This is a genomic window from Paenibacillus popilliae ATCC 14706 (assembly GCF_000315235.1).
GTDB lineage: Bacteria > Bacillota > Bacilli > Paenibacillales > Paenibacillaceae > Paenibacillus_B > Paenibacillus_B popilliae.
On the sequence record NZ_BALG01000100.1, the window covers coordinates 1 to 23,130 of the forward strand.

Sequence of the window (23,130 nt, forward strand, 5' to 3'; positions counted from 1 at the left end):
ACCGTTAAGCCCTCCAGCGCCGATGGTACTTGGACCGCAGGGTCCTGGGAGAGTAGGACGCTGCCAAGCAGACAGAGACCACTGACTTTCGTCGAGGCTACTGAAGAACTTGTGGTTTTGACGGAATAACAGAAAAGTGCACGAAAAAAGACGGCCCTTATCCCAATTTTGTGGGATAGGGTCGTCTTTGGATGTTCAGGGAGGGCTTTATGAGCTCTTTTACGACGAGTCTCTTACTCCATGCCAACAAGACCCGAAGATGACACTACGTCATAACCGTGCCTGTGTTTGAGTTCGCTGTTCTTTGCTTCAATCTTATAGCGTTCCTTGGCCTTTTCCTTAAAGTACTCGCTTTCCTGGAACGCCATTTGTTCGGTGTGCTCGCCAGATTTAATACTCTGTTATCTTTTTCGGAGTAAGCTGTGTCCCAATGACCGTTTTGACTTCCATACCGGCCGCATGCTTTTTTCAATTAGCTTCTGAAGTTGCTTACCGTCGTTCTTCTCGCCCGTTGTAACAACGGCTACTGTAATCATCCGTTCCTCGGTCATGGCAACCAAAGAACGATGTATCCGCGCTCTTGTGGCCGATTTTTGCATCTTGATCCTCTGAAATTCGTAACTATTCAAGGTCATCTGCTACTGTTTCTTTGAGCAGATTGAGCGGTTCTTTTATTTTTAGAAGCTCGCAAACGTCTCCTTCCGTTTCAAGCACGTCAACATTCGAATCGGATCAATCGCATTTCTGCCGTTATCTAAAAAGTAACGCTCTTTCAATTCTTCATACACAAAAGAAAAGTCAACAAGTTCATTAATTTGACGAAGCATATTATCCTTGGGAATAATCATGTTTATAAAGATCGATATATGGACTCACGATCAGCGTCTGTTGTTGTATCATTGGATTCACCCGCTCACATGTAATGCTTCAATTATACAAAAAAAGGTACAATCTCCTCATTTTTCATGAGTGACTGTACCTTTCTCTAATTAACGGAACTTTTTCAGTGGCTTCTTAAATTAGGGGTGTTTTCGTATATTATGCTTTATATACGGACATCTCTCCGGCAGGCAGCTTGATGAGCCCATCCTTGCTTGCCGATTGAGCGGTGAAGGTGGCGTAGAGGCGCGGCGCTATCGTCCACAGGTGCCAGAAGAACAACTGTAAGGTCAGGCCGAGCGGTAGCCAGGGCATCATCATCAACAGGATAAGCAAAGAGATGAGCGTTGTATGCCATAGTATTTTTCTCCAGTAACGGAGACTGACAAATTGTTGATCCTGCGGTAGGAAGCCGATCCAGGGGAGATTGAATCTCCATATCCATCGCTTTTTGAATGTATACCGGTCCATCACGAAGATAGAACGCGCGATTACATAATGAATCCAGGCGATAACGACCCACGAAGCGCCGATATAGGCGACTCCCCATAGACCGCTCATTCCTATCGATGCCGTCAGCGCGGCCGCACCGAACAGCAGGTACATGTACGTAAATACCCGATGGAACCGAATCCGCTTTAGGAGCTGATAATTGTAAAAGGTGCGCTCACTACTGCTCAAGGAAGCTCCTCCTTTTGGTTGCGTCACGAATTGAGGAATACGATATATATCGGAATTTGATCTATGAAAATGTAGAAGAGAGTGGGGATCGAGGGCAGATTTGAAGCAGCAAAAGAGGTACAGGCCATACCTACACGAAATGCGGCCATTCCTCATACATATATAAATATGTGAAATGAACTATGAAACTGGTATAACTTTAAGAGTCCGGGGCATACTAACGATAAAATTATAGAAGGTGGGATGGCCATGGAACATCAGGAGACCCACTGCATCATTTGCGGTGAAGCAACAGAGGACGGCATCGTGGTTGTAAATCAATTTATTTGCACCTCCTGCGAACAGGAAATGGTGAAGACCGACGTGCAGGACCGGAAATATCCTTTTTTTATTCATCGGTTAAAACGGTTATGGGTGCACATGAATGTATAAGGTAGCAGACAAGGGAGCCTGAATCTTTTTAGGCTCTTTTTTGTCGTTTCCCCGCAGGATGATGAAGCGCTGCCCGATTTACGATACAATGAAGGAATAAGAACAAGAAGGGGCAGACTTCATGGCATATAACGGAGAAGAATCCTTTTCACGTCACATTTATCAGCAGGCGCCGTTGGTTGGCGCGATGCTAGACTATATGGAGCGCCGTTCGGCCTCCTTCCATGTTCCGGGGCATAAGGATGGCGAAATGTATCGCCGGATGGCGGACGAATGGCCGTACCCGGGCAACGAGCTGTTGCGCAGCATGGCCTCGCTGCTCGCCATGGACACGACTGAAGTGGAGGGGACGGACGATCTGCATCACCCTACCGGTCCGATCGCGGAAGCGCAGCGTCTGGCGGCCCGCTGCTTCGGTGCCGAAGAGACGCATTTTCTTATAGGCGGAAGCACAGTGGGCAATATGGGGCTTCTCTTGAGTAGCTGTACCCGACCAGGCGATCTCATCATCGTACAGCGCAATGTCCATAAATCGATTTTACACGGCCTGATGCTAGTGGGGGCGATGGCGGTATTCCTAACTCCGCGGACTGACCCTGTAAGCGGACTGGCGGCTGTGCCGGGTGTAGAGACGGTAAGCGAGGCGCTGAACCGCTATCCGCAGGCCAAGGCTGTCATGATAACGAACCCTAATTATTATGGAATAGGTACCGATATAAGTGAGATGGCCCGCCTTGTCCATGACCATGGCATTCCTTTGCTCGTGGACGAGGCGCATGGGGCGCATTTCGGATTTCATCCGTCCGTCCCCCCTTCCGCCCTCTCGATGGGAGCGGATGGGGTCGTCCAGTCGACGCATAAGATGCTGGGCGGGATGACGATGAGCGCCATGCTGCATGTGCAGGGGCCTCGTCTCGATCGGAACAGGCTGAAGCAGGGGTTAACGATGTTGCAGAGCTCCAGCCCTTCGTATCCATTGATGGCTTCGCTCGATTTAAGCCGTTACTGGCTAGACCGGCATGGAGCAGCCGCCTTGGAGCTCGGGCTGGAGGCTGCGCGCTGGCTACGCGAGCGAATTCAGGCGATACCGGCGTTCCAACTGATAGAGGAACCGGGAAGCTTGACAGCATATCATTATCAAGATCCTTTTAAAATCGTCCTTCGTGATCGGTATGACCGGCTCAGCGGCTACGAGTTGCTGGACAAGCTGTCCGCCCATGGCTGCGTGGCCGAGATGGCCGATCCCCGGTACGTGGTGGCGGCGCTCAGCTTGAGCACGTCGATGGTCGACGCGGAACGGCTGGCCCAAGCTCTAGAAGTGCTAGCGATGACCATTGGCGATGCGCCTACATATAATACGATGCAGGAGAATGACATGATCGAGAATACTGCTGGGGCCAGTTGCTCCGAGCCAGTGCCGTTCTCGATGTACGATGCGCCTCAGGAGAAGACGGTGCGGGTACCGGCAAGCGCCGCAGTCGGCGGGATTGCGGCCGAGACGGTAACTCCCTATCCGCCAGGGATACCGCTGCTCTACCGTGGCGAACGCGTGACTGAGGCAGTTGTCCGGCAGCTTGAGCGGCTGGCTGGAGCCGGGGGGAAATGTCACGGAGCCGGGGATCCAACGCTTCAGACGATACAAATATTTGCGAATGAGATTAACGGCGCGGAAGAGGAGACACAGTATGAATAGAAGCGATTGGCCAGGGTGGTTCATTACGATGGAAGGAGGGGAAGGAGCCGGGAAGACGACCGCGATGCACAAGTTAGCGCAGCGGCTTGAGGAACGCGGGCTCGACGTGGTCATGACGCGGGAACCGGGCGGCATCGTGATTTCCGAACAGATTCGCAGCCTGATTCTCGATCCTGCGCATGTCAGCATGGACCCGCGAACGGAAGCGCTGCTCTATGCGGCTGCCCGGCGTCAGCATTTGGTAGAGCGGATCGAGCCAGCACTCCAACGGGGATCCATCGTGCTGTGCGACCGGTTCGTCGACAGCAGTCTTGCTTACCAAGGCTATGCACGGGGGATTGGTATGGAAGAGGTGTGGGACATTAACCGCTTCGCCGTACATTACGCGATGCCGGATATTACGATCTGGTTCGATATTGATCCGGAAGAAGGACTGGAACGCATCCGATCGAACCGTTGCCGTGAAGTGAACCGGCTGGACACGGAACAGCTGGCATTCCATAAGGCGGTCCGGCAGGGCTATGAACGGCTCGCCCGGCAATATCCCGACCGAATCGTCTGCGTGGATGCCTCGCACCCGAAAACGGTAATTCAGGAGCAAATATTCGACATTTTATCTGAGCGAACGCAGGATTTCGGGCCTCGCATGTGTAAATAAATAACCATATTCTCATTCTTGGGTAAAGCGAGTTCAACCAATCACAAGGAGGATGATAGGTATGAAGATGATTGTGGCGATTGTTCAGGACAAAGACAGCAATCGGTTGTCCAGCGCGCTGGTGAAAGAGAATTTCCGTGCCACCAAGCTGGCCAGTACGGGGGGATTTCTGCGGGCAGGCAATACAACCTTTATGATCGGTATCAATGATGATCAAGTCAGCACGGTTCTGAATGTCATCCGTAACAATTGTAAGGTGCGTGATCAATTGGTGACGCCGGTTACCCCGCTTAGCGGAACGACGGATTCCTATATGCCGCTTCCGGTGGAAGTGCAAGTTGGCGGTGCGACAGTTTTCGTAATGCCTGTGGATCGGTTCGAACAATTTTAGAGAGGTCATTTACCAAGTTGGCTTTGAACACTCAATTTAGAGCATGATAGAATGCAGGTGGATAACAAATGAAGATTAATCCAGGGTTCCGGCCCCTTGGCCAAGATGTGCGCCTAGGGGAAACAGTAGCGAAGCCCATTCAGCAGAAATCATTTGCGGATATAATGCAGCAGCAGGACGGCCAAGCGGGCAGAGGCGAATTGCAGCGGCGCCTGCAGGATATTTATCGTCAAGGAGAACGACTAGCGAAGTCAATGACCGTCAGGGAACTTCGGCAATACCGGAATCTGGTGAAGCGGTTCTTAGAAGATACGGTCCGCCGGGGCATCACGCTGCGCGACTCGCGGGGATGGGATCGCCAGGGTCGCAATAAGCGCTACAAGCTGGTCGAGGAGATCGATGAGGCGTTGGTTGCTCTGGCGGAGGAACTGTTGGAGACGGAACAAGGCAAAATCGAATTGCTGCAAAGGGTCGGAGAAATTCGCGGCATGCTGATCAATTTAACCTTTTGACAGCCATTCAGGAATGGAAGGACCACAAGTGATGTCGTTTCAACAAATAATCGGACAGGAACGGGCGAAGATCCTATTACAGAACGGCCTGCGTTCGGGTAAAGTCTCGCATGCGTATTTGTTCAGTGGGCCGAAGGGAACGGGGCGGCTGCAGACGGCAACCACCTTTACGAAGGCGCTGTTCTGCGAGAACGCAACGGATGACGCTTGCGATGAATGCTTGTCATGCCGCAAGATCCAGCATGGCAACCACCCGAATGTGCATGTGATTTCACCCGAAGGACAGAGTACCAAAATCGATCAGGTTCGGGAACTGCAGCGGGAGTTTTCATATCGCACGCATGCAGAAGGCCGCAAAGTGTATATTGTGAAGCAGGCGGAGACGCTGACCGTGCAGGCGGCCAACAGCCTGCTCAAATTTTTGGAAGAACCGATGAGCCCGATCGTCGCGATCTTGATTACGAACAATGGACAAGCGATGCTGCCTACGATTCAATCGCGCTCGCAATGGGTGCCTTTTACCCCGCTGGATCCTCAGATCATCTACACGGCATTGGTTGAGGAGGGCTGCTCTGCTTTGCTGGCCCGGGCGGCGGTTCATCTCGTCAACGGAATAGGGGAAGGCAGGGAACTGTGCCAACAGAATTGGTTTGCAGAACTAAGAAACGTAATGTTACAATTAGGAAAGGAGTGTGGAACACAATTTTCTTCCGCACTTCTAATGGCACAACAGAAGGTGTTCAAGACCGAGCTTGGAGAACATACGGACATGTTGTTCCGTCTGTTCCACCTCTGGTTTCGTGATATGCTGAATTATCAATTCAACCGACAGGAGAACCTCGTCTTTTGCGATCAGATGGATGCAATAGGAAGAATAGCCTGGTCGAAGTCGGCGCAGGGATGGATCCGATGCATGGCTGCGGTAGCAGAAGCGCAGAAGCGAGTACGCGCCAATGTCAGTCCGCAGCTTGCATTTGAACAGTTTCTGGTTGGAGTGCAAGGAGGTACATGATTGTATAACGTGGTCGGCGTCCGCTTCAAGAGAGCGGGCAAAATATATTACTTCGATCCGGTGGAATGGCCGGTTCAACTGGATGAGCACGTTATCGTCGAGACGGCGCGGGGAATTGAATACGGCAAAGTCGTCATCGGCCCGAAGACGGTTGGTGAGAATGATGTCGTACTTCCCTTGAAGAAGGTTATCCGCATTGCCAACGAGGCCGACGCTACGCTGGTGGATTCGAACCGGCAGGCGGCGAAGGATGCCTTCACGACTTGCATGGACAAGATACGGGCTCATCAGTTGAAGATGAAGCTGGTTGATGTCGAATATACATTTGATAGGAACAAAATTATTTTCTATTTCACGGCCGAAGGACGAGTCGATTTCCGCGAGTTGGTCAAAGACCTGGCGAGCGTATTCCGGACCCGGATCGAGCTGCGGCAGATTGGAGTGCGGGATGAAGCGAAGATGCTTGGCGGCATCGGCCCGTGTGGCCGGGTCTTATGCTGTTCGTCCTGGCTCGGCGATTTCGAGCCGGTCTCCATTAAGATGGCCAAAGATCAGAATTTATCGTTAAATCCTACCAAAATTTCCGGTCTGTGCGGCCGGCTTATGTGCTGCTTGAAATACGAGCATGATAATTATGAGAGCGTCAAGGAAGAGCTTCCGGCGGTAGGGAAATGGGTAGTCACTTCGATCGGCGAAGGCAAGGTCGTCGGCCTGAATGCCGGTGAACGGAAGGTTCACATTCAATTGGTGGATACCAACAAAGTGAAGGAGTTTCCTTTTGACGACGTCGTAGTGAAATAAAGAAGCGTATTTTTCACGCTCTGGGGTGGGAACTTGGAGAAGAAAGACATTTTTGCGCAAATTCATGAAATGGAAACGCATATGGGAGACCTTCATCAAGAGCTGGGTGTGCTGAAATACGTCGTCAAGGAACTGCTGGAAGAGAATCAACGCCTTCGCATGGAGAACCAGCGGCTGCGCCAATTGCTCCATCAGGAGCATCAGGAACAGCAGTTGGAATCCATCGTCGAAGCAGAAGGAGCATCCGCACCCGCGGCGGATGCCCGGAAGGCCGAAGGGGAAGAGCAGGGGAATGTGGTAGGCGAAGGATACGACAATTTGGCGCGGCTGTATCATGAAGGCTTCCATATTTGCAATGTCTATTATGGGCATTTACGAACGGAAGGCGACTGCTTGTTTTGTCTGTCCTTCCTAAATAAATAGCAAGGGCCGTAGGTGATAGGGAATCGGATTCCTGCCTACGGCTTTTCTTCATATCCAGGCTGCATCGGACAGGCGATATAATGACATGAGACAGGAAGGAGTTTCCGATATAAAATGAAGGGACATGGTAAGGAGAGCGTCATCCTGCAGTCTTCGGAGCGGATTGATGACCTGCTAACCCACGAGCTTCGCATCATTCAGAGCCCGGAGGTATTCAGCTTCTCGATGGATGCCGTTCTGCTGGCGCGTTTCGCCACGGTTCCTGCCAAGGGTCGAATTATGGATCTGTGCACCGGCAACGGGGCCATTCCGCTACTGCTCTCGACACGGACAAGAGCCGTAATCGAAGGGCTGGAGATCCAGCCGCGCTTGGCGGACATGGCTTGCCGCAGCGTTGCCCTGAACGGGCTGGAGGGGCGCGTCCGAATTCACGAAGGGGATCTGAAGGAGTTCGAACCGGATGCGGACCGTCCGTTCTATGAACTGATTACGGTGAATCCGCCGTATATGCCGCTGCAGGCTGGAGAGCCGAAGCTGAGCGAGCATCAGGCGCTCGCTCGCCACGAGCTGGCATGTACGCTGGAGGACGTGATCGTGCGGTCGGCCCGTTGGTTGAGAACGGGCGGCAAGCTGGCAATGGTACATCGCGCCTCCCGGCTGGGTGATATTATCGCTTTGATGCGGGCATACCGGGTCGAGCCGAAGCGCATTCGTCTCGTGCATCCGCGCATCGGAACGGAAGCGAATATGGTGCTGATTGAAGCGGTACGGGATGGCAAGCCAGACGTGCGTATTCTCCCGCCGTTAATCGTTTATAATGAAGGAAATACGTATTGCCAGGAACTAATGGATATCTATTACGGCGAGTCGCCGCAATTGAAGGATGGGTCACATGGAGATCAATGAGCAATTCAGCTATGAGGGACAGGATGAAGGCGGCCGGCTCTATCTCGTCGGCACTCCGATTGGCAATTTGGAGGATATGACGTACCGGGCCGTGCGGATGCTCCGGGAGGCGGATATCATCGCGGCGGAGGATACGCGCGAGACGCGCAAGCTGCTCAGTCACTTCGAGATTCAAGGCAAGACATTATACAGCTATCATGAGCACAATAAGCAGGCCAGCGGTCCGGAACTGATTCGGTTGATGCAGGAGGGGAAGCGTATCGCCCTCGTGAGCGACGCCGGGCTTCCGGCCATATCCGACCCGGGCGCCGATCTGGCGGCGATGGCGATCGAAGCGGAACTGCCGGTCATCCCGATCCCCGGTCCGAATGCGGCGTTGTCCGCGCTTATCGCTTCCGGGCAGCCGACGAACCGGTTCACCTTCCTCGGGTTTTTGCCCCGGGAGAAGAAGCGGGCAGCCGACATTCTAGCTTCCTCGGCGGCGGAGGCGGGCACATTGCTTTTTTATGAATCGCCGCATCGGGTGGGGAAGACGCTGGAACGGATGGCCGAAGCATTCGGTTCCGGGCGTCGCGTCACGCTGGCGCGCGAGCTGACAAAGCGGTACGAGCATTTCGTGCGCGGGACGATTGCGGATTGTCTGGCCTTCCTTAAGGAGAAGCCTCCGCTCGGAGAGTATTGTATCGTCGTGGAAGGCGGCGGAAGCGGAGCGGGGGCAGGGGCGGACACCATCTGGTGGAGTGAGCTGAGTGAGCAGGAGCATGTGGCGCATTATAAGGAGCAGGGGATAGCCCGTAAAGAGGCCATGAAGCAAGCGGCCAAGGATAGAGGCGTCTCGAAACGGGATATCTATGAAGCGCTGCTGCAGGAGAAGCGGGAGGAAGATGACAAATGATGATTCCGGATCATTCAGATGGGCCGGAGGGTTCGGAAGCCGGGGCCTTAAGGTAGAGCTGCTTCCGAGACACTCCCTACATCACGTCGTGATCAAAAGCGGACGTTTTGAACATCCTATACAAGGCAAAAAAAAGGCCTTCATGGTCGGGTTCTGAACCATGAAGGCACCAAGGAAGATATGAAAAAGGTTAGAATTAACAAGTTGATTAGTACTATTATAACCTATTTTTTTTATTTTGTCACAGGTTGAGGGATTTCTGATATACATTCGTGGCAAATAATTTTTCCTTTGAAGTAGGTAACGTTCTCTGCATTACCGCAGAAGATGCAGGCAGGTTCATATTTTTTGAGCATGATGCGCTCTCCATCTACGTAAATCTCCAGCGCATCTTTTTCACCAATACCCAAGGTGCGGCGAAGCTCGATTGGAATAACGACACGACCCAGTTCATCAACTTTACGAACAATACCAGTGGACTTCATCATATTCAACGCTCTCCTCTTAATTACATATTGTGTCATGATTCGACAATTTTCTGCTTGACTGTTTATTATCGTACCAACCATTCCCATATTAGTCAACCGATAAAATGGATATTTTTTATGCTAATTTATGGTTTTTATTATTCTTTTATCTGATTTCAATGTATCTATTCCCGTTTTTATAATTTTATGGTATTATATGTTATCCAATTTCCATTAGGGGCTACGCCTCCATCGTTTTTCGACAACTCCGCCAAATGTGAAAATGCTGTCGAAATGGAATGGGTGTCATTTTATAGTCGATTGCTGCACCCGTAACGGATTACGCTGCATCCGTCACATGAAATCAAGGAGGGATACCTGATGCTGCAAGAAGAAAAAGTGTTCAAGGATCCGGTTCATAATTATGTGCATGTTCAGGATCGAACAATATGGGATCTGATCAATACGAGCGAATTTCAACGGCTGCGTCGGATCCGCCAGTTGGGGACTTCCTATTTCACGTTCCATGGGGCGGAGCATAGCCGCTTCTCCCATTCGCTTGGCGTATATGAGATTACGCGCCGGATCATTTCTCAATTCGAACGGAACCGGTATGCGGATTGGCCTGAAGAAGAGGGGCTGCTTACCCTGTGCGCCGCCTTGCTGCATGATGTGGGACACGGCCCGTTTTCCCATTCGATCGAAGAGGCCTTCGGCATGTTCCACGAGGATTGGACCTGCCGCCTTATATTGGGAGATACCGAGATCCACCGCGTGCTGGCTAGAATCGATCCCGGGTTTCCTGAGAAGGTCGCGTCCGTCATTCGCAAATCGTATGCATCCCCGATTGTCGTCAATCTTGTATCCGGACCGCTCGATGCCGATCGGATGGATTATTTGCTGCGGGATGCCTATTTCACCGGCGTCAATTACGGCACCTTCGACCTCGATAGAATATTGAGGCTTCTGCGGCCGCACAAGGATCGCATCGTCGTGAAGGAGAGCGGAATGCATGCGGTGGAGCATTACTTACTCTCCCGTTATGAGATGTACTGGCAGGTATACTTCCATCCGGTGACCCGCAGCTCCGAGATGCTGCTACGCCATATTTTCAAGCGAGCAGCAGAGTTGTACCGGGAAGGGTTTGCTTTTCAGTTTTTTTTGCCGCCGCTTATCTCGCTGTTTGAGGGGACGATTGGGACTTCGGATTATTTGAAGCTGGATGAAGCGCTGGTACAGACGACGTTCATGCAGTGGCGCCTGGAGAAGGATGAGCGGTTGGCCGACCTGTGCGAGTGGTTTATGGAGCGTAAATTATACAAATATATGGAGGCGGATCAGTTGGTCAAAGCGTCTGAGTGCCGACTGTCCCAAATATGGACAGAAGCGGGACTGGATCCGGAGTACGACTTGATGTTCGATTCGCCTTCGGACAATCCGTACGATGTGTACCGGGCAGGCGATGAGCCGACGCAGCAGCATATTTTGCTGCTTGATCCATGTGGCCGCGTGATGGAGTTATCGAAGAAATCGGATATTGTCCAATCGATCAGCGGTATCCGGAAAGGGAAGCACTATATTTACTTTCCGAAGGACAAGCTGGAAGCGGTCCAGCATGCGCTTCCTGCCGATGTGCGGCAAATGTTCCTGCCCGGCGAGAACGGATAACGGCTGGCCGTCTCTTCATCTATGGAAGGCGGGGGCGGCCAAATGGCAGCAAGCCGCGTTCATTCGGTAAGATAAGTATACCAATCATCATGAAGGAGTGACTTCGATGTTATTTGATACGCATACCCATTTAGATAATGCAGCATTTGACGCCGACCGGGAAGAGATCATCGCCCGCGCCTTCGAGCATGGAGTCACGAGAATGGTGAACATCGGGTTCAACCGAGAGACAATCCTGACGACGGTGGCATTGGTGGAGAAATACAAATTTATTTACGCCGCCGTGGGCTGGCATCCAACCGATGCTATCACGATGAAGCCCGAGGATATGCAGTGGATTGCCGATCTGACACAGCATGAAAAGGTAGTTGCCATCGGGGAGATTGGGCTGGACTACCATTGGGACACGTCTCCTAAGGATGTGCAGCAGCGCGTGTTCCGAGAACAGATTGGGCTTGCGCGCGAGCTGAAGCTGCCGATTATTATTCATAACCGCGACGCCCATGAGGATGTCGTCCGGATTTTGCGTGAAGAGAGGGCTAGCGAGGTGGGCGGCATCATGCACTCGTTCTCCGGAAGCTGGGAAACGGCTAAAATGTGCCTTGACATGGGATTTTATATTTCATTTGGCGGACCGATTACATTCAAAAACGCGAAGCAGCCAAAGGAAGTACTCGTCCACATACCGGATGACCGATTGCTGATCGAGACGGATTCCCCATATCTAACGCCTCATCCATTTCGAGGAAAACGAAACGAGTCTGCTTATGTTCGTCTCGTTGCCGAAGCGGTAGCCGAATTAAAGGGAATGGAATTTGAAGAAATTTGCAGAATAACGACTGAAAATGCGTTGACATGTTTTGACATGTTTTGACATGTGATGAAAATCGATGAAAAACCGATGAAATAAAGATGTAGACCACCAAATAAGTGGATTCTATTGAGAAAATGCAAAATTGTTACTTTTTTTTAACCCTTTTTCGCTCAAAACGGAATTGATACTGTCTTTACAAGGTGATTACAAACACGATATGATTTCTCACAGATGTTCGAAACGAAAACTTGAATATTGTTCCAACCAACCAGTATCGCTTAATCTCCTTGAGCGGAGAGCGGGGGAACCAAATGGCGTGTTGGCGGTGCAGCTATTGCATGGCTGAACGCGTGGATTGATTCCTTGGGGTGAATTCGGTGCAGCCGAGCCATGAGCCGGTTCGCAGCGACAGGGCGACTCTCGCAGCCCGAACCCGACAGCTAACCTCGTCAGCGTACGGAGAGAGGGGTCCTCGTGCGTCCTTAACTGATGACGTTTGGGTTTCAATGAGAAGCCATGTTCAAGAGTTGCCTCTTCCACTAGGCTTCTTTTGTTTTTTTCTTGAAATCTTCTTTTATTTTGAATAAAGAAAAGAAAGATGTCATAGGTGTAAGAAACAGGAGGTGAGGAACAACCGTTACTGGTGTTGGTGCGAAGGAACCGTAAGGTTGCTTCGTAACATTCTTCAAATAGTCGCGTCAGCCAAAAATCATGCGTAACACTCGACGGCGGGACTATGTAAGGAGGACCGAGAAGTGGGAAAGCTCGTTCAGGACGAAACCCATGAACCCCGATCATCCAGCATGTCGCTCGCAATGCGATGGAAGCATGAAAATGCTCGTATTGTCTCTGTCATCGCCGTTATGGTGCTTGTAATTACCTTGATAGCCGTATTATTTCAATACAGCGCGTCCAAGAAGACGCTGTCTGTCTATGTGGATGGACGAGAAGAAGCTTTAGTAACCCGGGAATCACTGCTGCGCGATGTTTTGGATGAGCACGCGATAGCCGTTGGGGCTCATGATGTGATATCGAAGCCTTTGGATTCGGAAATCGCCGATGGTGATTGGGTCATCATCGAGCGCGCCATGCCGGTGAATATTATGATGGGCGGTAAGAAAGAAACGCACTACACGACAAAGAAATCGGTTAGCGAAGCACTGATCGAATTGAATATACCCGCTAAACCGGAGGATAAGGTCATCCCTGAAAAAAAGACCGCTGTATCGGAAAATATGCATATCCGGATTATCGACGTCCACAAAAATGTGGAGGAGCGAAAAGTAACCGTTCCGTTCCGGACGGTAAAAAAAGCCGATCCGACCTTGATGAAGGGCAAGACAAAGACCTTGCAAAAAGGCCAGGCAGGGCTGGTCATTCAGAAGATCGAGAAAGTTTACGAGGACGGCAAGCTTGTGTACTCTAAAATGGTGGATAAACAGGTAAAAACGAAGCAAGTGAACCAAATCGTGGCGTACGGCACAAAAACAGAGCCTGAAGTCGCTGTGCTGTCTGCCGGCGGCGGCAGCAAGTCTGACGGAAGCGTTGATTTCAACTATAAAAAAGTGCTTAAAAATGTGGAATTGACCGCCTATACCGAACAGGAGGGCTCTGTAGGGTCGAAGACGGCATCCGGGGTTATCGTATCCGAAGGTCGCACTATCTCCGTCGATCCAGACGTGATTCCGCTCGGCTGGTGGGTGTACATTGAAGGCATCGGATTCCGCCGCGCAGAAGATACCGGCGGCGCAGTCAAGGGCAACATCATTGACATCTACTTCGACAGCAGCAGCACTGTCCACAAATTCGGCCGCAAATACGGATACACCGTATATGTTATCGGTCCGGTAAAGCCGGAATTGAATTAGGGCGGCGTTATAATATATAGTAAGATACAACGTTTTATGTCATGCTAAGAAGAGGGAATTCCCTCTTCTTTTGTGTTTCTACGTAGAGCAGCAGCGGAAGCGAGAGGAGCAGTACTTGTGATTCGAGAAGTGATCGTCGTGGAAGGGAAAGATGATACCGTAGCCATTCAGCGGGCCGTGGAGGCCGATACAATCGAGACAGGGGGCTCAGCCGTCAGCGAGATGACGATACGGCGCATCGCCTTGGCACAGGAGCGCCGGGGTGTGATTATATTAACCGATCCAGATCATGCCGGGGAACGGATTCGGAAGAAGATCGCGGAGCGGGTGCCTGGCTGCAAGCACGCCTTCTTGCCACGGCATGAGGCGATAGCCAAGGGAGACCTCGGTGTAGAGAACGCATCGCCGGAGGCGGTTCGTGCGGCGCTGGCCCAAGTAAGGACTGAGATCCCGTCGGCCCACGCAGTGCTCGTCTGGCCGGATCTTGTGGAAGCGGGCTTGACGATCCAGACAGGCGCAGCCGAACGTCGGAACCAGCTGGGGGAGATTCTCGGTATCGGATATTGCAATGCAAAGCAACTGCTTAAGCGGTGCCGCATATTCCAGATTTCACGAGAGGAGTTCGAGGCTGCGCTGGCCAGGCTGGACGAGCAGCAGGAGGCGGGGGCTTCTGCACATATCGTATCAGGTACGGAAGGAGAACGACAGAATGAACAAGCCTTTGATTGATATCGCAACCCCATCAAGGACAAAGGAGATTGTGCGCAAGCACGGATTTTCTTTTAAGAAAAGCCTTGGCCAGAATTTTTTGGTCGATATGAATATTATGCGGCGCATCGTCGACGCAGCCGAGCTGGACAGCGTGACAGGCGCGTTGGAGATCGGGCCGGGAATCGGAGCCTTGACGGAGCAGTTGGCGCAGCAGTCAGGGCAAGTAGCGGCTGTGGAGATCGATCAGCGCCTCATTCCGATTCTGGGCGAAGTGCTGGAGCCCTACCCGAATGTGCGGGTTGTCCACGGGGACGTGCTGAAGGTCGATCTGGGCGAGCTGTTCCGGGACCAGTTCCAGGCCATGGACAAGGTCAGTGTCGTAGCCAATCTGCCCTACTACGTAACGACCCCGATTCTGATGAGGCTGCTGGAGGAAAGGCTCCCGGTCAAAAACATCGTCGTCATGATTCAGAAGGAAGTGGCCGAACGGATAGCGGCCCAACCTGGATCGAAGGATTATGGAAGCTTGAGCGTGGCGATCCAATATTTCAGTGAACCGCAGTTGGTGTGCATCGTACCTCCCTCTGTTTTTATCCCGCAGCCGAATGTGGAGTCGGCCGTTATCAAGCTGCGCATCCGGGAACAGCCGCCGGTCGAGGCGAGAGACGAAGCGCTCCTGTTCGAGGTTATCCAGGGGGCGTTTGCCCAACGGAGGAAGACCTTGTGGAACAATATGAAGGCCAAATACGGCACGGCATGGGGAACGGAACTGCTGAGCCAGGCATTCGCGGATGCGGACATTGATCCGAACCGTCGCGGAGAGACGCTGTCGCTTGAAGAATTCGCCCGCTTCACCAGTGTGCTTCATGACCGGTTCAAGGGTGGGAAGGATGCAGTATCGTCAAATCAATAAGAACCAAATGATGCATCTGCCCATAGGATGATCGAAGAGAGGTGATCGATCCTATGAGGCAAGGAGATTTAGTCGTACGCCAGTCCTATGGCGGCGATATTACGTTCCGCGTTGAGACGGTCCATCAAGACAAGGCTATCATTAAAGGCACGGATTACCGCCTGATCGCAGACTCGCCGATTCATGATCTGGTGAGGGTACCTGAGTCGACCGTCAAGCGCCGGAGACGCCAGGCGCATTTCAAGATGCTGCAGTCGGTGGAAGCGCTCGAAGAGAAGAACAGGAGAGAATCGGAACGGCAGCAGGCTGAGATTTCAATGGCTGATCCGGTCCATTCATCAGCTTATTTCGAAATGCCCGGCAAGGTGTTACACTTGGACGGAGATCCGAATTATTTACAGAAAAGCTTGGCAATCTATCGGCAACTGCGGGTACCTGTGGAGGGCCACTATGTACCGGAGGCGAACATGGCAGACTCACTGTACCGGCTACTGCCGGTAGTACAGCCCGACATTGTGGTGCTGACAGGCCATGACGGCGTGCTCAAGCAACTGAAGCAGCGTGATCTGTACAATTTACAAAGCTACAAAAACTCCCAGAATTTCGTCAATGCCGTTCACATTGCCAGACAGTTCGAACGCCATCTCGATCTGATGGCGATTGTAGCAGGTGCATGCCAGTCCCATTTCGAAGCGCTGCTCCAGGCAGGGGCCAATTTCGCCAGCTCTCCGGGGCGAATTATGATTCACGCGCTTGATCCGGTCTATGTAGCGGTCAGGGCCTCCTACACCCCAGTCAAAGACATGGTGAAGATCGGAGAAATCTCGCCCCATACGATGTCGGGAATCGATGGGCTCGGCGGAATTGAGACAAGAGGAAGCTACCGGATTGGCATGCCGAAATGGAAAGAGTTATCGACTTTGAAAGTTACACCCTCCGTTATTTGAATAAAAAACGAATTCTCATCATATATTATACAATTTGGAGAAAAAACACATTGACATTAATTTAAGATTGTTGTTATACTTATTTGTTAATTTGACAACACCTCTTGAATTGTTTATAATGGACAAGGAAAGAGGTGGTGGCTGAAATGGCGAGAAACGCGCTGTTTGAAATTCGACGCTGTCTTGAAGCTCATGTAGGGCAGAAGATTATGCTTCGTGCGAATGGAGGCCGTCGTAAGACAATTGAACGCACGGGCGTGTTAGAAGAGACCTACCCTTCGGTATTTATTGTCAAGTTGGACCAGGATCAGAACGCATTTAAGCGTGTATCCTACAGCTATGCAGATATTTTAACAGATACGGTCGAAGTAACCGTATGCGCCGAGAACGGCGAGATGAAGATTGAATATGTTCGCGGCTGAGCGAACTGGATGGCAGTCCTTCGGGGCTGCCTTTTTGTTATTCCGTATTTCGGATCACCCCCGAACGAATAACGATCCGGCGATCAATACACATTATAGACATACCGCATACACGGGAGCATGCGGCGAATTGCACAATACCCATGAATCCGGAAGGGTTCTTGCGAGGAGGTATGGCGATGGGTCGGAGAAGACGTAGCGGCTTCATGTCCGAGGAGTTGAAGACGGAGCTGGCCAAAGATCTGGGCTTCTATGACACCGTTCAGGAGTATGGATGGGGTGCTATTCGTGCCAAAGACGCCGGGGATATGGTCAAACGTGCCATTCAACTTGCCGAGCAAGCGGCAGCCAAGAAATCATGATCCTTCCTCTTCTTTCTGAGCGAGCAGGTGCACTTCACCTGCTCGTTTTTTTGTTGTGGCGTGCGCACTGGCTGGCACGAATGACTTGACCAGTAGAGTCTGTTATAATAACCTAAGCGATTCGTAGGACAAAGAAGGGTGAACGTGAGTGAAGGTATACGAGAAAGCACCGGCCAAAATCAATTTGCTGCTGGACGTGCTGAGAAAGCGCAGCGACGGTTATCACGAAGTAGAGATGGTCATGACCATGGTAGATCTGGCGGATCGCCTTGAGATGGAGGAACTGCTGCGCGACACCATTATCATTTCCAGCCAGGTAGGCTTCATTCCGTTGGATGAGAAGAACCTGGCATTTCAGGCGGCGAAGCTGATTAAGGAACGGTATGAAGTGAAGCAGGGCGTATATATTCACCTGGATAAAAAAATTCCGGTGGCCGCCGGATTGGCAGGCGGCAGCAGCGACGCGGCAGCGGCGCTGCGGGGACTGAATCGGCTGTGGCGCCTCGGTATCCCGGATGAGGAGTTGCAAGCGCTCGGGGCGGAGCTCGGCTCGGACGTGCCCTTCTGCGTTACCGGAGGAACGGCCATCGCAAGCGGGAGAGGAGAGCGGCTGCAGCCGATAGTGAATCCGCCGCAGTGCTGGGTGATTCTAGCCAAGCCGCCGATCAATGTGTCCACCGCAGATATTTACAGCCGCTTGCGCGCGGGTAGAATCACGGAACATCCCTCATTAGCCGAAATGGTACAGGCCATCGACGGGCATAACTTCGATGGGGTGTGCCGATCGCTTGGCAATGTGCTGGAGGACGTAACGCTGCCTCTGTATCCCGAGGTGCAGCAACTGAGGGACGCGATGGTGAAGCTGGGCGCAGACGGCGTCCTGATGTCCGGCAGCGGGCCTACCGTATTCGGGCTCGTGTCGAGGGAGTCGAAGATAGCGAGGATCTATAACGGACTAAGAGGCTTCTGCAAGGAAGTATATGCGGTACGCCTGCTCGGTTCACGCCAGGAGAACTGATGCCGCAAAGCGGGATGCGCTTGTACGAGCGCCGCCTTGACATATTAATAATTGTTGATAATGGACGTACATTTATGTAATATTTACATTATAATATTCGGTTTTTGTAAGTGAGGAGTCACGATGAAAAAAATGAAGCGCAGCGCCCGCTTGGTGGAAATGACGCAATACCTGATGACGAAGCCCCATACGCTCATTCCACTCACGACCTTCGCTGAACGCTATGGTGCAGCCAAATCGTCCATTAGCGAAGATCTGGCGATTATCAAGGAAGTGTTCGAAGAGGGAGGGACAGGGGAACTGCTTACCCTTGCCGGAGCGGCGGGGGGCGTGAAGTTCATGCCTAAATGCGGTCCGGACAAGGCTCTACCGGTCATTGAGGAATTATGCACCGTTATGGAGCAGCCTGATCGCGTACTGCCCGGCGGTTATTTCTACATTACGGATATACTCGGCCAACCGGCGCTTATGAATGATATCGGGCGTATGTTCGCTTCTGCATTCGCAGGGCGCGAGATCGACGTCGTCATGACGGTAGAGACGAAGGGGATCCCTATTGCCTACGCGACGGCCGACCATCTCAACCTGCCGGTGGTTCTGGTGCGCCGGGACCATGTCGTCACGGAAGGATCGGCCGTCAGCATTAATTATGTATCCGGCTCGCATAAGAGCATTCATACGATGACATTGGCCCGGCGGGCATTGAAGGAGCGTTCGCGCGTCTTGATCGTGGACGATTTCATGCGCGCGGGCGGAACGGTTCACGGCATGATCGAGCTGCTGTATGAGTTCAATGCGATGGTAGCTGGTGTCGGCGTCCTGGTGGAATCCGAAGACGTTCCGAAGGGAGAACGGTTGCTTCATGACTATGTTTCCCTGGTCCGGGTCGGAACGAAGGACTCAAACGAACGACAGCTTGTTGTTCAGCCGGGTAATTATTTCGATGGAGTCAAATAAGGGATCGGAGGCGGTGTTGAAAACCGGTCTATGTGAACATGCATTATGTATCAATAAGGAGGATACGCCATGTCTGAAAAAATAGTTCCTGTAGCGACGAAAGAGGCTCCTGCAGCGATAGGTCCCTACTCCCAAGCGGTGCAGTGGGGCAATCTCGTATTTACCTCTGGTCAAATACCGCTGACTGCGGAAGGCCAGCTTGTGGAGGGTGGTATCGAGGAGCAGACCCATCAAGTTTTCCACAATTTGAAGGCTGTGCTGGAGGAGGCGGGGACCTCCTTGGACAAGGTGCTCAAGGCAACCGTGTTCCTCAAGGATATGAATCAATTCACTCAAATTAACGGCATTTATGAAGTTTATTTCGGTTCGCATAAGCCGGCTCGCTCCACCGTTGAAGTGGCGCGGCTGCCGAAAAATGTGCTTGTCGAAATCGAACTAATCGCTACGATTTAGATCGAAGAATGTCGAAACGGTTAAAGGCCGTTAAAAATTTCAAAAAAAAGCGCTTTTTGTGGCAAAATTAAGAAGGATTTTAGTTGCGCGTGTGGAATTATACACCAAGTCTTGATGGAAAAAGGTGGTGAACACACGTGCAAATTACTGATGTCAGACTCCGCCGCGTCAACACAGAGGGGAGAATGAAAGCAATCGCTTCCATTACGATTGATAATGAGTTTGTCGTTCACGACATTCGCGTTATCGATGGTAACAACGGCATGTTCGTTGCCATGCCAAGTAAACGGACGCCGGATGGTGAATTCCGCGATATTGCGCATCCGATATCATCTGCAACACGCGAGAAAATTCAAGCTGCGGTACTGGCTGAATACGAGCGTGCGGCAACGGAAGAGGAAGTTATTGAAGAAGGCGCGTAAGCGTCTAGGTAATTATGGGGTTGCAAAGAAAGGGAGCCAATCATAGGGGGCTCTCTTTTCTTTTTGTTCATAATGAGATATATTCTACTATGGAATTAAAGGGAGAGCAGGAGGTTGGACACTTTGAAAAGAATAGCCATTGTGCTTGCCGCCGGACAAGGCAAACGTATGAAGTCTAAGCTCTATAAAGTGCTTCATCCGGTGTGCGGAAAACCGATGGTGGGCCATGTACTCGATGCGGTGGAGCAGGTGCACTGCGAGCGTACCGTTGTCATTGTGGGGCATGGCGCCGAGGCGGTTCAAAGCTATCTAGGCGAACGGGCAGAGTTCGTGCTTCAAGCGGAGCAGCTTGGGACAGGACATGCCGTGAAGCAAGCCAAGGCGCTTTTGAACGGGGACAAAGGAACGACCCTCGTCATTTGCGGTGATACTCCGCTAGTTACTTCCGAGACGCTGGCGCAGTTGATGGAGCTTCATGAAGGTGCACAAGCGTCGGCAACGATTTTGACGGCTGAACTGGATCAGCCGGCCGGTTACGGCCGCGTGGTCCGTGGAACAGACGGTTCGGTCATGAAAATTGTTGAGCAGAAGGACTGCACGCCGGAAGAAAGGTGCATTCGGGAGATTAATACGGGCACGTATTGCTTTGATAATGAGAAGCTGTTCACCGCACTGGAGCAAATTACGAACCAGAATGCTCAGCAGGAATATTATTTGACCGACGTTATCGGTATTTTGAAATCGCAAGTAGAGATCGTACAAGCGTACTGTACGGCGGATGAAGCCGAGTCCATTGGCGTCAATGATCGCTGCGCTCTCGCGGAGGCCGAGCGGCTGATGCGGGAACGGATCAACAAGCGCCATATGGTGAATGGCGTGACGATTACGGATGCGGCGCAGACGTATATCGAAGCGGAGGTCCAGATTGGGACGGATACCGTTATTGAACCCGGGACGACACTGCGGGGGCGTACAATCATCGGGGAAGATTGCGTGATCGGCCCGAACAGCGAGGTGACCGATTCGGTTATCCGTGATCGCGTGCATATCAAGCAATCGATCTTGCTGGAGGCGGCCGTCGGCACCAGCTGCAGTATCGGGCCATTTGCATACTTGCGTCCCGGCGCCAAGCTGGGGGAGCATGTGAAGGTCGGCGATTTCGTAGAGATTAAGAATGCTTCTCTGGACGATCATGCTAAGGTATCGCATTTAAGCTATATAGGGGATGCGTTGGTAGGGAAGAATGTCAATATTGGTTGCGGCGCGATTACCGTTAACTATGACGGACATAATAAATCCGTTACCGAAATCGGAGACGACGCATTCATTGGCAGCAATGTCAACCTGATCGCCCCGGTCAAGGTGGGCGATAGAGCATATGTCGTCGCCGGTTCAACCATTACGCATAATATCCCTGCCGGCGATCTCGCCATTGCCCGTGAGCGGCAGACGAATAAGCCGGGTTACGCGGACAAGATCCGCGCCCGTGCAAAGGCAAAAAAAGAGCAGAACTCCTAATGGTAACAGTTGCATTAAGCTTACGTAAAGGGTAGCATTAAGTTGATAGACTTGAACGCGCATTGTCATTAACGGGAAATGTAGAACTTCAATGAACAAGAACCGGCACGGAGGGTTATTCAAAATCATGACGTATTGTGATTCCAAGTTGAAAATATTCACTTGCAACTCCAATCCCAAATTGGCGCATCAAATCGCTGAGTACATCGGCATTCCTATGGGAGATGCCGTAACGACAAGCTTCAGCGATGGCGAGATTCAGATCAAACTCTCCGAGAGCGTTCGTGGCTGCGACGTCTATGTCGTACAGTCGACATGCGATCCCGTGAACGACAGTTTGATGGAGCTGCTTGTCATGGTCGACGCTCTCAAACGCGCGTCAGCCAAGAGTATTAATGTCGTCATTCCTTATTACGGCTATGCAAGACAAGATCGGAAGGCCCGTTCCCGCGATCCGATTACAGCGAAGCTGGTAGCCAATCTGATTGAGACGGCAGGCGCACATCGCGTGATTACGATGGATTTGCACGCAACACAGATTCAAGGATTTTTTGATATCCCGGTAGACCATTTGCTGGGAGTGCCTATCCTGGCCCAATACTTCCGATCCAAGCAATTGGAAAACATTGTTGTTGTATCGCCGGATCATGGCGGTGTCGTACGTGCGCGCAAGCTGGCCGACTTCCTGAATGCGCCGCTGGCGATTATCGATAAGCGCCGTCCAGAGCCGAACGTGAGCGAGGTCATGAACATTATCGGCGATATCAAAGGCAAGACAGCGATCATCATCGATGACATCATCGATACGGCGGGCACGATCGTCCTCGGCGCTAACGCGTTGGTGAAGGCGGGCGTGAAGGATGTGTATGCTTGCTGCACGCACCCGGTCCTGTCCGGCCCAGCGATGGAACGATTGGAGAATTCACCATTCAAAGAAGTGATTGTGGCGGATACGATTCCAATCGACCATGAGAATCCTTCCAGTAAATTGAAAGTGCTGTCGGTTGCCCCGTTAATGGGTGAAGCCATTATTCGCGTTCATGAAGAATTGTCCATCAGCAAGCTGTTCGAGATTGAATAAGAATGGCATTCGCGTATCGTGACTTGGGGCAATAATCACAAGGAGTCAGAATAGTAAGGGTTACATCTTTGACCATTGGTCAGAGAAGTAACCCTTATCGGCATTAATAAAGGAGGAGCCGTCTTGAAATGGATTGTAGGGCTCGGGAACCCGGGCATGCAGTACGCGTCCACCCGCCACAATATCGGCTTCATGGCGATAGACAGGCTGGGGGGGGGGCCCCCGA

General features: G+C 51.8%; 26 protein-coding genes, 3 pseudogenes and 1 riboswitch. Of the genes and pseudogenes, 25 read left to right on the forward strand and 4 right to left on the reverse strand.

Annotated elements, in window-relative coordinates:
• Window positions 1-233: 233 nt before the first annotated feature.
• The 3 genes and pseudogenes from PPOP_RS26305 to PPOP_RS08715 all read right to left on the reverse strand — a co-directional run.
• Window positions 234-732, reverse strand: a pseudogene (locus PPOP_RS26305) (IS5/IS1182 family transposase); the annotation flags it as partial.
• Window positions 699-900 (reverse strand): annotated as a pseudogene (locus PPOP_RS25850) (transposase); the annotation flags it as partial. The pseudogenes PPOP_RS25850 and PPOP_RS26305, both read right to left, overlap by 34 nt.
• A 138-nt stretch (window positions 901-1,038) precedes the next feature.
• The gene (locus tag PPOP_RS08715; protein ID WP_042228058.1) at window positions 1,039-1,560 is read right to left on the reverse strand and encodes a hypothetical protein; all 522 of its coding nucleotides are present in this window, start codon (window positions 1,558-1,560) and stop codon (window positions 1,039-1,041) included.
• A 249-nt stretch (window positions 1,561-1,809) separates the two neighbouring features.
• Between PPOP_RS08715 and PPOP_RS08720 the strand changes: the two genes are divergently transcribed.
• From PPOP_RS08720 to rsmI, 10 genes are all read left to right on the forward strand, one after another.
• Entirely contained in the window at window positions 1,810-1,992 is a 183-nt protein-coding gene (locus PPOP_RS08720) for a sigma factor G inhibitor Gin (protein WP_042228060.1), read from the forward strand.
• 121 nt (window positions 1,993-2,113) lie between these two features.
• Entirely contained in the window at window positions 2,114-3,685 is a 1,572-nt protein-coding gene (locus PPOP_RS08725; RefSeq protein WP_006285877.1) for an aminotransferase class I/II-fold pyridoxal phosphate-dependent enzyme, read from the forward strand.
• Window positions 3,678-4,343, forward strand: a complete 666-nt coding sequence (gene tmk, locus PPOP_RS08730) for a dTMP kinase (RefSeq protein WP_042228062.1) — start codon at window positions 3,678-3,680, stop codon at window positions 4,341-4,343. Before PPOP_RS08725 ends, tmk begins: the two co-directional genes overlap by 8 nt.
• Window positions 4,344-4,404: 61 nt before the next feature.
• Window positions 4,405-4,734, forward strand: a complete 330-nt coding sequence (locus PPOP_RS08735; RefSeq protein WP_006285879.1) for a cyclic-di-AMP receptor — start codon at window positions 4,405-4,407, stop codon at window positions 4,732-4,734.
• A 68-nt stretch (window positions 4,735-4,802) separates the two neighbouring features.
• Complete coding sequence (locus PPOP_RS08740; RefSeq protein WP_006285880.1) at window positions 4,803-5,246, forward strand: YaaR family protein; 444 nt, start codon at window positions 4,803-4,805, stop codon at window positions 5,244-5,246.
• Window positions 5,247-5,277: 31 nt separating this feature from the next.
• On the forward strand, window positions 5,278-6,258 hold the full coding sequence (holB, locus tag PPOP_RS08745) for a DNA polymerase III subunit delta' (protein WP_006285881.1): 981 nt from the start codon (window positions 5,278-5,280) through the stop codon (window positions 6,256-6,258).
• Window positions 6,259-7,059, forward strand: a complete 801-nt coding sequence (locus tag PPOP_RS08750; RefSeq protein WP_006285882.1) for a PSP1 domain-containing protein — start codon at window positions 6,259-6,261, stop codon at window positions 7,057-7,059.
• Window positions 7,060-7,092: 33 nt separating this feature from the next.
• Window positions 7,093-7,482 carry an initiation-control protein YabA gene (locus PPOP_RS08755; RefSeq protein ID WP_006285883.1) on the forward strand — a complete coding sequence of 130 codons (390 nt, stop codon included), beginning with the start codon at window positions 7,093-7,095 and terminating at the stop codon, window positions 7,480-7,482.
• 114 nt (window positions 7,483-7,596) lie between these two features.
• The gene (locus PPOP_RS08760; RefSeq protein ID WP_006285884.1) at window positions 7,597-8,388 is read left to right on the forward strand and encodes a tRNA1(Val) (adenine(37)-N6)-methyltransferase; all 792 of its coding nucleotides are present in this window, start codon (window positions 7,597-7,599) and stop codon (window positions 8,386-8,388) included.
• Window positions 8,375-9,283: a 16S rRNA (cytidine(1402)-2'-O)-methyltransferase gene (gene rsmI, locus PPOP_RS08765; RefSeq protein WP_006285885.1), complete on the forward strand. Its 909-nt coding sequence runs from the start codon at window positions 8,375-8,377 to the stop codon at window positions 9,281-9,283. The genes PPOP_RS08760 and rsmI overlap by 14 nt, the downstream gene beginning before the upstream one ends.
• 233 nt (window positions 9,284-9,516) lie before the next feature.
• On the opposite strand, the gene PPOP_RS08770 is transcribed toward rsmI, so the two are convergent.
• Entirely contained in the window at window positions 9,517-9,771 is a 255-nt protein-coding gene (locus tag PPOP_RS08770; RefSeq protein WP_006285886.1) for an AbrB/MazE/SpoVT family DNA-binding domain-containing protein, read from the reverse strand.
• 360 nt (window positions 9,772-10,131) lie between these two features.
• Between PPOP_RS08770 and PPOP_RS08775 the strand changes: the two genes are divergently transcribed.
• The 15 genes and pseudogenes from PPOP_RS08775 to PPOP_RS20380 form a co-directional block, all read left to right on the forward strand.
• On the forward strand, window positions 10,132-11,418 hold the full coding sequence (locus tag PPOP_RS08775; RefSeq protein ID WP_006285887.1) for an HD domain-containing protein: 1,287 nt from the start codon (window positions 10,132-10,134) through the stop codon (window positions 11,416-11,418).
• A 106-nt stretch (window positions 11,419-11,524) separates the two neighbouring features.
• Window positions 11,525-12,292, forward strand: coding sequence for a TatD family hydrolase (locus PPOP_RS08780; protein ID WP_006285888.1), 768 nt, complete (start codon window positions 11,525-11,527; stop codon window positions 12,290-12,292).
• A 205-nt stretch (window positions 12,293-12,497) separates the two neighbouring features.
• A riboswitch (cyclic di-AMP (ydaO/yuaA leader) is annotated at window positions 12,498-12,703 on the forward strand.
• 284 nt (window positions 12,704-12,987) lie between these two features.
• A complete protein-coding gene (locus PPOP_RS08785; protein WP_006285889.1) occupies window positions 12,988-14,100 on the forward strand; it encodes a 3D domain-containing protein in 1,113 nt (370 codons plus the stop codon).
• 117 nt (window positions 14,101-14,217) lie between these two features.
• Window positions 14,218-14,829: a ribonuclease M5 gene (gene rnmV / locus PPOP_RS08790; RefSeq protein ID WP_006285891.1), complete on the forward strand. Its 612-nt coding sequence runs from the start codon at window positions 14,218-14,220 to the stop codon at window positions 14,827-14,829.
• Window positions 14,810-15,724: a 16S rRNA (adenine(1518)-N(6)/adenine(1519)-N(6))-dimethyltransferase RsmA gene (rsmA, locus tag PPOP_RS08795; protein WP_042228066.1), complete on the forward strand. Its 915-nt coding sequence runs from the start codon at window positions 14,810-14,812 to the stop codon at window positions 15,722-15,724. Before rnmV ends, rsmA begins: the two co-directional genes overlap by 20 nt.
• A gap of 53 nt (window positions 15,725-15,777) precedes the next feature.
• Window positions 15,778-16,671 (forward strand): sporulation peptidase YabG, encoded by an 894-nt coding sequence (yabG, locus tag PPOP_RS08800; protein WP_006285894.1) that lies wholly within the window; start codon window positions 15,778-15,780, stop codon window positions 16,669-16,671.
• Between the two features lie 146 nt (window positions 16,672-16,817).
• On the forward strand, window positions 16,818-17,093 hold the full coding sequence (gene veg / locus PPOP_RS08805) for a biofilm formation stimulator Veg (protein ID WP_006678203.1): 276 nt from the start codon (window positions 16,818-16,820) through the stop codon (window positions 17,091-17,093).
• Window positions 17,094-17,272: 179 nt separating this feature from the next.
• Window positions 17,273-17,455: an alpha/beta-type small acid-soluble spore protein gene (locus tag PPOP_RS08810; protein WP_006285897.1), complete on the forward strand. Its 183-nt coding sequence runs from the start codon at window positions 17,273-17,275 to the stop codon at window positions 17,453-17,455.
• Window positions 17,456-17,603: 148 nt separating this feature from the next.
• Window positions 17,604-18,473 carry a 4-(cytidine 5'-diphospho)-2-C-methyl-D-erythritol kinase gene (ispE, locus tag PPOP_RS08815; RefSeq protein ID WP_006285898.1) on the forward strand — a complete coding sequence of 290 codons (870 nt, stop codon included), beginning with the start codon at window positions 17,604-17,606 and terminating at the stop codon, window positions 18,471-18,473.
• A gap of 123 nt (window positions 18,474-18,596) precedes the next feature.
• On the forward strand, window positions 18,597-19,430 hold the full coding sequence (gene purR, locus PPOP_RS08820) for a pur operon repressor (protein ID WP_006285899.1): 834 nt from the start codon (window positions 18,597-18,599) through the stop codon (window positions 19,428-19,430).
• A gap of 69 nt (window positions 19,431-19,499) precedes the next feature.
• Window positions 19,500-19,883: a RidA family protein gene (locus PPOP_RS08825; RefSeq protein WP_006285900.1), complete on the forward strand. Its 384-nt coding sequence runs from the start codon at window positions 19,500-19,502 to the stop codon at window positions 19,881-19,883.
• A gap of 137 nt (window positions 19,884-20,020) precedes the next feature.
• Window positions 20,021-20,305, forward strand: a complete 285-nt coding sequence (gene spoVG / locus PPOP_RS08830) for a septation regulator SpoVG (protein WP_005545528.1) — start codon at window positions 20,021-20,023, stop codon at window positions 20,303-20,305.
• 123 nt (window positions 20,306-20,428) lie between these two features.
• Window positions 20,429-21,823, forward strand: coding sequence for a bifunctional UDP-N-acetylglucosamine diphosphorylase/glucosamine-1-phosphate N-acetyltransferase GlmU (glmU, locus tag PPOP_RS08835; protein WP_006285902.1), 1,395 nt, complete (start codon window positions 20,429-20,431; stop codon window positions 21,821-21,823).
• Window positions 21,824-21,950: 127 nt separating this feature from the next.
• The gene (locus PPOP_RS08840; protein ID WP_006285903.1) at window positions 21,951-22,904 is read left to right on the forward strand and encodes a ribose-phosphate diphosphokinase; all 954 of its coding nucleotides are present in this window, start codon (window positions 21,951-21,953) and stop codon (window positions 22,902-22,904) included.
• Between the two features lie 123 nt (window positions 22,905-23,027).
• Window positions 23,028-23,130 (forward strand): annotated as a pseudogene (locus PPOP_RS20380) (hypothetical protein); the annotation flags it as partial.